This window comes from Rhizobium alarense, assembly GCF_021555155.1.
Lineage (GTDB): Bacteria > Pseudomonadota > Alphaproteobacteria > Rhizobiales > Rhizobiaceae > Rhizobium_D > Rhizobium_D alarense.
Genome location: NZ_JAKGBU010000038.1, coordinates 19,367 through 27,809 on the forward strand (window position 1 = coordinate 19,367; position 8,443 = coordinate 27,809).

3 protein-coding genes are annotated in these 8,443 nt (G+C 67.8%); all 3 read left to right on the top strand.

The features are described from left to right. Nucleotide 1: 1 nt before the first annotated feature. A complete protein-coding gene (locus LXM94_RS13440; protein WP_235771979.1) occupies nucleotides 2–3,145 on the top strand; it encodes an efflux RND transporter permease subunit in 3,144 nt (1,047 codons plus the stop codon). A gap of 91 nt (nucleotides 3,146–3,236) precedes the next feature. Then, nucleotides 3,237–4,649, top strand: a complete 1,413-nt coding sequence (locus tag LXM94_RS13445; protein ID WP_235771980.1) for an FAD-binding oxidoreductase — start codon at nucleotides 3,237–3,239, stop codon at nucleotides 4,647–4,649. A gap of 91 nt (nucleotides 4,650–4,740) precedes the next feature. Further along, nucleotides 4,741–8,443: hypothetical protein (locus tag LXM94_RS13450; RefSeq protein ID WP_456239086.1), on the top strand; the 3,703-nt coding region annotated here is incomplete at its 3' end.

An 8,443-nucleotide genomic window follows, 5' to 3' on the forward strand; every position in this document is an offset into this window, starting at 1 on the left:
GATGGTGGGCAAGGTGCCGGATCACACGGCTCATGGCGGCCAGGCGGGCTTTACGGCGCTCTTCATCCGCCGCCCGATCTTTGCGCTTGTCGTCAATACGCTGATCGTCGTCGCCGGCCTTGCGGCGCTGAACGGCGTCGAGATCCGCGAACTTCCCTCCGTCGACCGGCCCGTCGTCTCGGTGACGACGGATTTCGATGGCGCCTCGCCCGAGACCGTCGACCGGGAACTGACCGATGTCATCGAGGGCGCCGTCTCGCGGGTGCAGGGCATCAACGACATTTCGTCGGAATCCTCCTTCGGCCGCAGCCGTGTCACCATGCAGTTCTCCGATACAACCGACGTGGGGCAGGCGGCCAACGACGTGCGCGACGCGCTCGGCCGGGTGACGAACCAGATTCCGGACGGGGCGGACGAGCCGCGTGTCGTGAAGGCGGACGCGGACAGCCAGCCGATCATGCGCCTGGCGCTGACCTCCGACCGGCTGTCGATGGAAGACCTGACGCTGCTCGCCGAAAACGAGATCGCCGACCGGCTGGCCGCGGTGGAGGGCGTGGCGGACGTGGCGGTCTATGGCGAACAGGAAAAGGTGTTCCGGGTCGACGTCGACCAGGCGAAGCTCGCAAGCCGCGGCCTGACCATCGCCGATCTGCACGACGCGCTGTCGACGGCCTCCTTCGACGTGCCTGCGGGCTCGCTCACCAGCCGCAACCAGGACATCACCGTGCGCGCGACGGCGGATCTTGCGACGCCGGACGATTTCGAGAACCTCATGCTGAACAACCGGGTGCGGCTGCGCGATGTGGCGGTCGTGACGCTCGGGCCGGACGACGGAACGACCGCGCTTCGCGCGAACGGCCGGCAAGGCATCGGCCTCGGCATCATCCGGCAGGCCCAGTCGAACACGCTCGACATTTCGGCCGGCGTGCGTGAAGCGGTGCAACGCCTGGAATCGATCCTGCCCGAGGGAACGACGTTCCGGGTCACCAGCGACGATGCCGTCTTTATCGACGGGGCCATCCACGAAGTGGAAATCGCGCTTGCCGTTGCCATCCTCATCGTGACGCTCGTCATCTACCTGTTTCTGCTCGACTGGCGCGCCACCCTGATCCCGACGATCAGTATGCCGATCGCGCTCCTGGGTACGATCGCGGCGATCTATCTGTGCGGTTTCTCGATCAACATCCTGACGCTGCTTGCGATCGTGCTGGCGACGGGGCTCGTGGTGGACGATGCGATCGTCGTGCTTGAAAACATCGTCCGGCGGCGGAGCGAGGGGCTGGGTCCTCGCGCCGCCGCCGTGCTGGGCACGCTCGAAGTGTTCTTCGCGGTCATCGCGACGACGGCGACGCTTGCCGCCGTCTTCATCCCGCTCTCGTTCCTGCCCGGCCAGACGGGCCGGCTGTTCCGCGAATTCGGCTTCGTGCTCGCCATCGCCATCCTGCTGTCGTCTTTCGTGGCGCTGACGCTCTGCCCGATGCTGGCCTCGCGCATGCTGAAATCCGCCGATGCGCATAGCCACAATCATGGGCTGCTGGGGCGCTTCGGTGCGTTCTGCGCCGCCTTCTACCGGCGGACGCTGCGCGCCTGCCTCAATGCACCGCTCGTGGTCTTCATGATCGCCGCGGTGTTCACCGCCTTCGGTGCCGGGTCATTCTTCACCGTGAAGTCGGAGCTGACGCCGCGCGAGGACCGGTCGCTCGTCATGATGCGCATCAATGCGCCGCAGGGCGTTTCGCTCGAATATGCGCAGGACCAGATGAAGCTGATCGAGGACAGGCTGCGTCCGCTCTTCGACAGCGGCGAGATCGTCAATATCTTCTCGATCTCGGGGCAGGGCGGTTCGACGAACAGCGGCTTCATGGTGCTGACGCTCGCTCCCTGGGACGAGCGCGCCCGCACCCAGCAGGAGATCGTCGCCGATATCGACAGGGCGACGGCCGCCGTGCCCTCCGTGCGGGCCTTCGCCATCCAGCCGAACAGCCTCGGCATCCGCGGTGCCGGCAACGGCCTGCAGGTGGCGCTGGTCGGCAACAATTACGACAGGCTCGGCAAGGCGGCTGCCGAACTCGTCCGCAAGATCGAGGACAGTGGCCGTTTCGAGAATGTCCGGCTGAACTACGAGGCGAACCAGGCGCAGCTTTCGGTGACGATCGACCGGGAACGGGCCTCGGACCTCGGTATCGACATCGCCGGCATGGCGTCGGCGGTGCAGGCGATGCTGGATGGAACGAGCGTGGTCGACATCTATGTCGAGGGCCAGGCCTATCCCGTCGTCATGTCCTCCACGACCAATCCGATCAACGACCCGACGGATCTTGAAAACATCTTCCTCAGAACCGCTGACGGGCGCACCGTCCCGATGTCGACGATCGCGACGATCGAGGAAAAGGCGGTGGCGCCGCAACTCTCGCGCGAACAGCAGCTTCGCGCCGTCTCGCTTTCGGCCGGCCTCAAGGGGGATCTGGCCCTCGGCGACGCCCTCGGCATGGTCGAGGCGATGGCCGAGCCGCTCCTGCCGGAAGGGTCCCGTCTCATTCCGATGGCCGAAGCCGCGACGCTGGAGGAGAATTCCAACGGCCTCTTCATCACCTTCGGCTTCGCCATCGTCATCATCTTCCTGGTGCTTGCGGCGCAGTTCGAGAGCTTCGTCTCCGGCCTCATCATCATGGCGACGGTGCCGCTCGGGCTCGCCTGCGCCATCTTCGCGATGATCTTCACGGGAACGACGCTCAACATCTACAGCCAGATCGGGCTGGTGCTGCTCGTCGGCATCATGGCGAAGAACGGCATCCTGATCGTCGAGTTCGCCAACCAGCTCCGCGACCGCGGCCAGGATGTGCGCAGCGCCATCGAGGATGCGGCCAATATCCGGCTCCGGCCTGTCATGATGACGATGATCGCGACCGTCGTCGGTGCCGTGCCGCTCGTGCTTGCCAGCGGGGCCGGCGCCGAGGCGCGCATTGCGCTCGGCTGGGTGCTCGTCGGCGGCCTTGGGCTGGCGACTGTCGTCACGCTCTACCTGACGCCCGTCGCCTATCTTTCGATCGCCCGCTTTACCGCGCCCCATATGGACGAGGAGAAGCGGCTGCAGCACGAAATGGACCATGCCGCTGGCCTGCAGGCCGGGCAACCGGCGGAGTGACACGGCTTCGCCGCTCCAGCCCCATGAAGTTCCAACTGGACAGCCGCGCCGCAATTTGCACATTACGCCCGGACAGTCGGGAGGATGGGCTATGGCATTGACGGATATAAGGATCGGCCCGCGCGACGAAGCGGCGATCTCCGCTGCGGCGGACGCTTTTCGCGCAGCCTTCGGAGCGCGGTTCCAGACCGGCGAGGCGATCCGCCGCCAGCACGCCCACACCACCACCTATATCCCGCCGCAACTGCCGGACGGCGTGCTGTTTGCCGAGCGCGCCGATGACGTGAAGCGCGCGGTCGGCATCTGTGCGGCGCATCGCGTGCCGATCGTGCCGTTCGGCACCGGCTCCTCGCTGGAGGGGCAGGTGAACGCGCCGAATGGCGGTTTCTCCATCGATTTCAGCGGCATGAATCGGGTTCTCGAAGTCAATGCCGAGGATCTCGACTGCACCGTCGAACCCGGCATCACGCGCGAGGAGCTGAATGCCTATCTGCGCGACACGGGTCTGTTCTTCCCGATCGATCCCGGCGCCAACGCCTCGATCGGCGGCATGGCCTCGACCCGTGCCTCGGGCACCAATGCGGTGCGCTACGGCACGATGAAGGACAACGTGCTGGCGCTGACCGCGGTGACGGCGACCGGCGAGGAGATCCGCACGGCGCGCCGGGCGCGCAAGACCTCTGCCGGCTACGACCTCACCCGCCTTCTGGTCGGCGCGGAGGGCACGCTCGGCATCCTGACCTCGGTGACGCTGCGGCTCCAGGGTATTCCCGAGGTGATCGCCGGCGGCGTCTGCGGCTTTCCGACGCTGAAGGACGCCTGCAGCGCCGTGATCATGACGATCCAGCTCGGCATTCCCGTCGCGCGCATCGAGCTGCTGAACGCCTTGCAGATCAAGGCCTGCAACGCCTATTCGGGTCTTGCGCTGCCGGAACAGCCGACGCTCTTCGTCGAGTTCCACGGCAACGAGGCGAGCGTCAAGCTCCAGTCGGAGCAGTTCGGCGAGGTGACCGCCGAGTGCGGCGGCGGCGACTTCCAGTGGACGTCGGATGCGGCCGAAAGGGCAAGACTCTGGAAGGCGCGCCATGACGTCTACTGGGCCGCGAAAGGCCTGCGACCCGGCCATGCGGTGATCGCCACCGACGCCTGCGTGCCCATCTCGCGCCTCGCCGACTGCGTCGCCGAGACGGAAACCGATATCGAGGCGCACGGCCTGCTGGCGCCGATCGTCGGCCATGCCGGCGACGGCAACTTCCATGTGAGCCTCGTCTTCGACGACAAGGATCCGGGGGAAGTCGAGAAGGCGGAGGACTTCATCGCGCGCCTTGCCGCGCGGGCGCTGGCAATGGACGGCACCTGCACCGGCGAGCACGGCGTCGGCCAGGGCAAGCGCGGATTTCTCGCGGCCGAGCTCGGCGGGTCGGTCGATGTCATGCGCCAGATCAAGCGGGCGCTCGACCCCGACAATATTCTCAATCCGGGCAAGATTTTTTCCCTCGACTGACGGATTTCCGCGCTATCCTGCGCGGGATCGACAAAGCTTAAGACAGGATCGCGGTTTGCTCTCACGGATCATGTTGTTTGTCGGCGGTCTCGTGGTGGTGGCCCTTTTCGCCGCACTGCTGGCGCCGTTCTTCATCGATTGGACCAGTTTCCGGCAGGATTTCGAGCGGGAGGCGAGCCGTATCCTCGGCCGCAAGGTCGTCGTTCACGGCAGCGTCGACGCGCGCATCCTGCCCTTTCCCTCCGTGACGCTGTCCGATGTCCGCGTCGGCGAGGAGGACGGCCGTCCGATGATCGAGGTCGCCCGGTTCTCGATGGATGCGGAACTGGCACCGTTCCTGAGCGGCGAGGCTCTCATCTTCGACATGCGCGTGGAGGAGCCGAAGGCGCGCGTGCGTCTCTTCCCCGACGGCACGCTCGACTGGGCGCGGGGACGCCGCACGGACATCCCGGCCAAGACTGTCGTCCTCGAGAAGGTGACGATTTCCGGCGGCGAGATCGAGTTCGTCGACGAGCAGACGGGGCGCACGCGCCATGTGACGGACCTCTCGGCCAATGTCGCCGCGCGCTCGCTCGCCGGGCCGTGGCGCGTCGACGGACGCGGCGCGCTCGACGGCGCGGCAGGTGCCTTTCAGGTGTCGAGCGGCGCGATCGACGAGAAGGGCGCGCTTCGGTTGCGTGCCGCCATCGTACCGGATGCGCTGGCGTTCAATGTCGACATGGAAGGTGATCTGAAGCTCGTCGAATTCCGGCCGCGCTATGACGGGACGTTCACGGTATCGGAGCGCCGTGACGATCAGGCGGCAGCCGCGACGGAACCGCTGGACACGCTCCGGGTCACCGGCGGCTTCGAGCTTTCCAACGAGCGGCTGCGCGTCCCGGACTACCGCCTGGAGCTCGGTGATCCGGCAGATCCCTATATCGTCACCGGCGAGGCGACGCTGGACACCGGCGCCAAGCCGGACTTCCTGCTGACGGCGGACGGCCAGCAGATCGACGTCAACCGCATCGGCAACAGCGGCGAAAGCGGCAAGACCGGCCGCGATTCCCATCTCTCGGCGCGCCAGCGGCTGCAGGCGCTGCTGGCCATCGCCGCCGATATTCCGGTGCCGCAGGTGCCCGGCGAGGCACGCATCAGCCTGCCGGCGATCCTTATCGGCGACACGACGATCCGGGATGTCGCGCTGGCACTGAAGCCGGACGGCGACGGCTGGCTGGTCGAGCGCGGCACGGCGCAGCTTCCGGGCCGCACGACGATCGAGGCGGACGGGCGGCTGACGCTCAAGGAGAACCGGGCCTTCGTCGGCAACCTGCTCGTCGCCTCCAACCAGCCCTCCGGTTTCGCGGCCTGGGCGGCGGGCTCGGTCGATCCGGAAATCCGCAGGCTGAAGACCGCCGGTTTCTCCGCCCGCGTCAACCTCACGGACGAACTGCAGCGGTTCGAAAACCTCGAATTCGCGGTTGATTCCGCGACACTGACCGGGCGTGCGGAGCGCGAGTCGCCCGTCGACGGCGGACCGTCGCTCTCGCTCGAACTCAAGGGCAACAGCATCGACGTTGCCTCGCTGCGCGCGCTGACCGGCATGGCGGCTGGCGACAGTTCGCTTGCGACGCTGCTCGATCATTCGATCGCGCTTGACCTGAAGGTCGACCGGCTGCAGGCCTTCAGCGAGGACGTCGACGGCGTCGACGCGGTCGTCGCGCTGAAAGACGGGCGGCTCTCGATCGAGAGGCTGCGCATCGATTCGCTCGCCGGCGCCGCACTGGCCGTCGACGGCAATGTCGGCGGTGCGCTCGACGATCCCGCGGCCGGGCTGCGCATGACGCTGCGCGCAGCGCAGATGCGGCCCTTCGCGGCCCTGCTGTCGCGCCATCTTCCGCCGCATCCGGCGCTTGCGCGCTTCCTGCAAAGTGCCGGCTACTATGACGGCGCCGATCTCGCGGGCAATCTTTCTGTCGCCGACGGGGCAGTGGCTGCGTCCGTTTCGGGTACCGCCGGCGAGGGACGCCTCGACCTCCGGCTCTCGGCGCCGAGCCTTGCCGACCTCACCGCCGGCCGGGTGCTCAGTGCCGAGGCGACGCTGGAAAATCCGCGCACCGTCGTGCTCGCCGGTCAGCTCGGCCTTGACCCGTTGCCGTTCGATGCAGAGGAAAACGGCATCGTTACGGCCCGGATCGATCGGGCGGCGGAGGGGCCGGCTGCCGTATCGTTCGCCTTCACCACCGACCGCACCTCGCTGACGATGGAGGGTGAGGGGGAGCTTTCCGCCGATAACTTCCTCACCGGCACCTACCGTGTGGCATTCGACAGCGAGGACGCGGAACCCTACCTTCTGATGAACGGCATCGCCCTGCCGCAGACCGGCCTCGGCCTGCCGGCGGAAGTCAAAGGTAACGCGGCGGTGACCGAAGGTGCGCTGACATTGACGGATGTCTCGGGCAGGCTCGACGGCAATGCGCTGTCGGGCGACCTGTCGCTGGAGCGCGGCGCCGGCTTCCCCAGGGGAACCGGGCGGCTTTCTGTCGATGCGGCAGATTTCGACTGGCTTGCGGAGGCGATCATCGGGCCGCTGCGCGACGAGAGCGGCGGAACGCTCAACGGCGGCGCGCTCGGCCGGCCGGCATGGGACGCCGCCGACGTCGCGATCGACCTGTCGGCAACACGGTTCACGCCGGGGCTGTTCGGCCCGGTGGACGGCCTGACGGCGCGCCTCGTCTGGCACGGCGCGGACCTGTCGCTCGAAGACCTCAAGGGCCGCTGGCTCGGCGGCAGCGTCAGCGGGCGCGTCAAGCTTGCCAAGGCGGAGGAGAACGGTCTGCTGGAGGCTCGGCTCGAACTTGCGGATGTCGATCTGGCCGAGCTCTCCTGGAGCGGGGAATACGGTCCCGTGCTGACCGGCCGCGGCGATCTGACGATAGCGCTCGATGCAAGCGGCACGAGCGTGGATGGTATTGCGCGCTCGGCAAGCGGCTCGGGTGTCGCCCGGCTGCACGGCGTCAAGGTGATGGGGCTCGACACGATGGCCTTCCCGGCCCTCCTGTCGGCTGCTGATGCGATGGAGGGCGAGATCACGCCGGAGAGGGTGGAGCCGATTGCCGAGGCACAGATCCTGAAGGGCGAGACGCTGCTCGGCGGCGTGTCGATTCCCTTTTCGATCGTCGGCGGCACGTTGCGCGTCCAGTCGGTCTCGGCCGGCGACGGCGCGGCGCGGCTCACCGGGGCGGCCGAGATCGGCCTCGTCGACCGGACGCTTGCCGCCCGGACCGAGCTGCGGTTTCGCGCCGGCGAGGAGGCGCTTGCCGGTGCCGAGCCGGAAGTGTCGCTGGCCTGGTCCGGACCGCTTGACGCCCCGGCGCTCGACCTCGGAGCGGACGGCCTTGCCAACTATCTGTCGCTTCGCAAGTTCGAGATCGAACGACGGCGTGTCGAGACGCTGCAGGCGAACGTTCTCGAGAAGCAGCGGCTGCGCCGCGAAGCGGCGCTCTACAAGGCCAGGACGGACGCCCGTGCGGCCCGCGCCGAGGCGATCCGGCTGCAGGATGCGGAGGAGGAGCGCCGGCGCACCGACGCACAGCAGCGGCTGCAGCGCCAGCGCGACGAACGGGCCGCCGTGGAGCAGCGCGAAGAGCAGCGGCGACGGGAGGCGGACGAGGCGCGACGGATGCGCGATGCGGAGGAGGCCGCCCGACGCCTTGCCGAGGAGCGCGCCGCGCAGGAGGCCGGCGAAGCCGGGCGTGACGACGGCGCGGCGCGCGAGGAACTGCCGCCCGTTTCGGACGGCCTGAATCTCAATT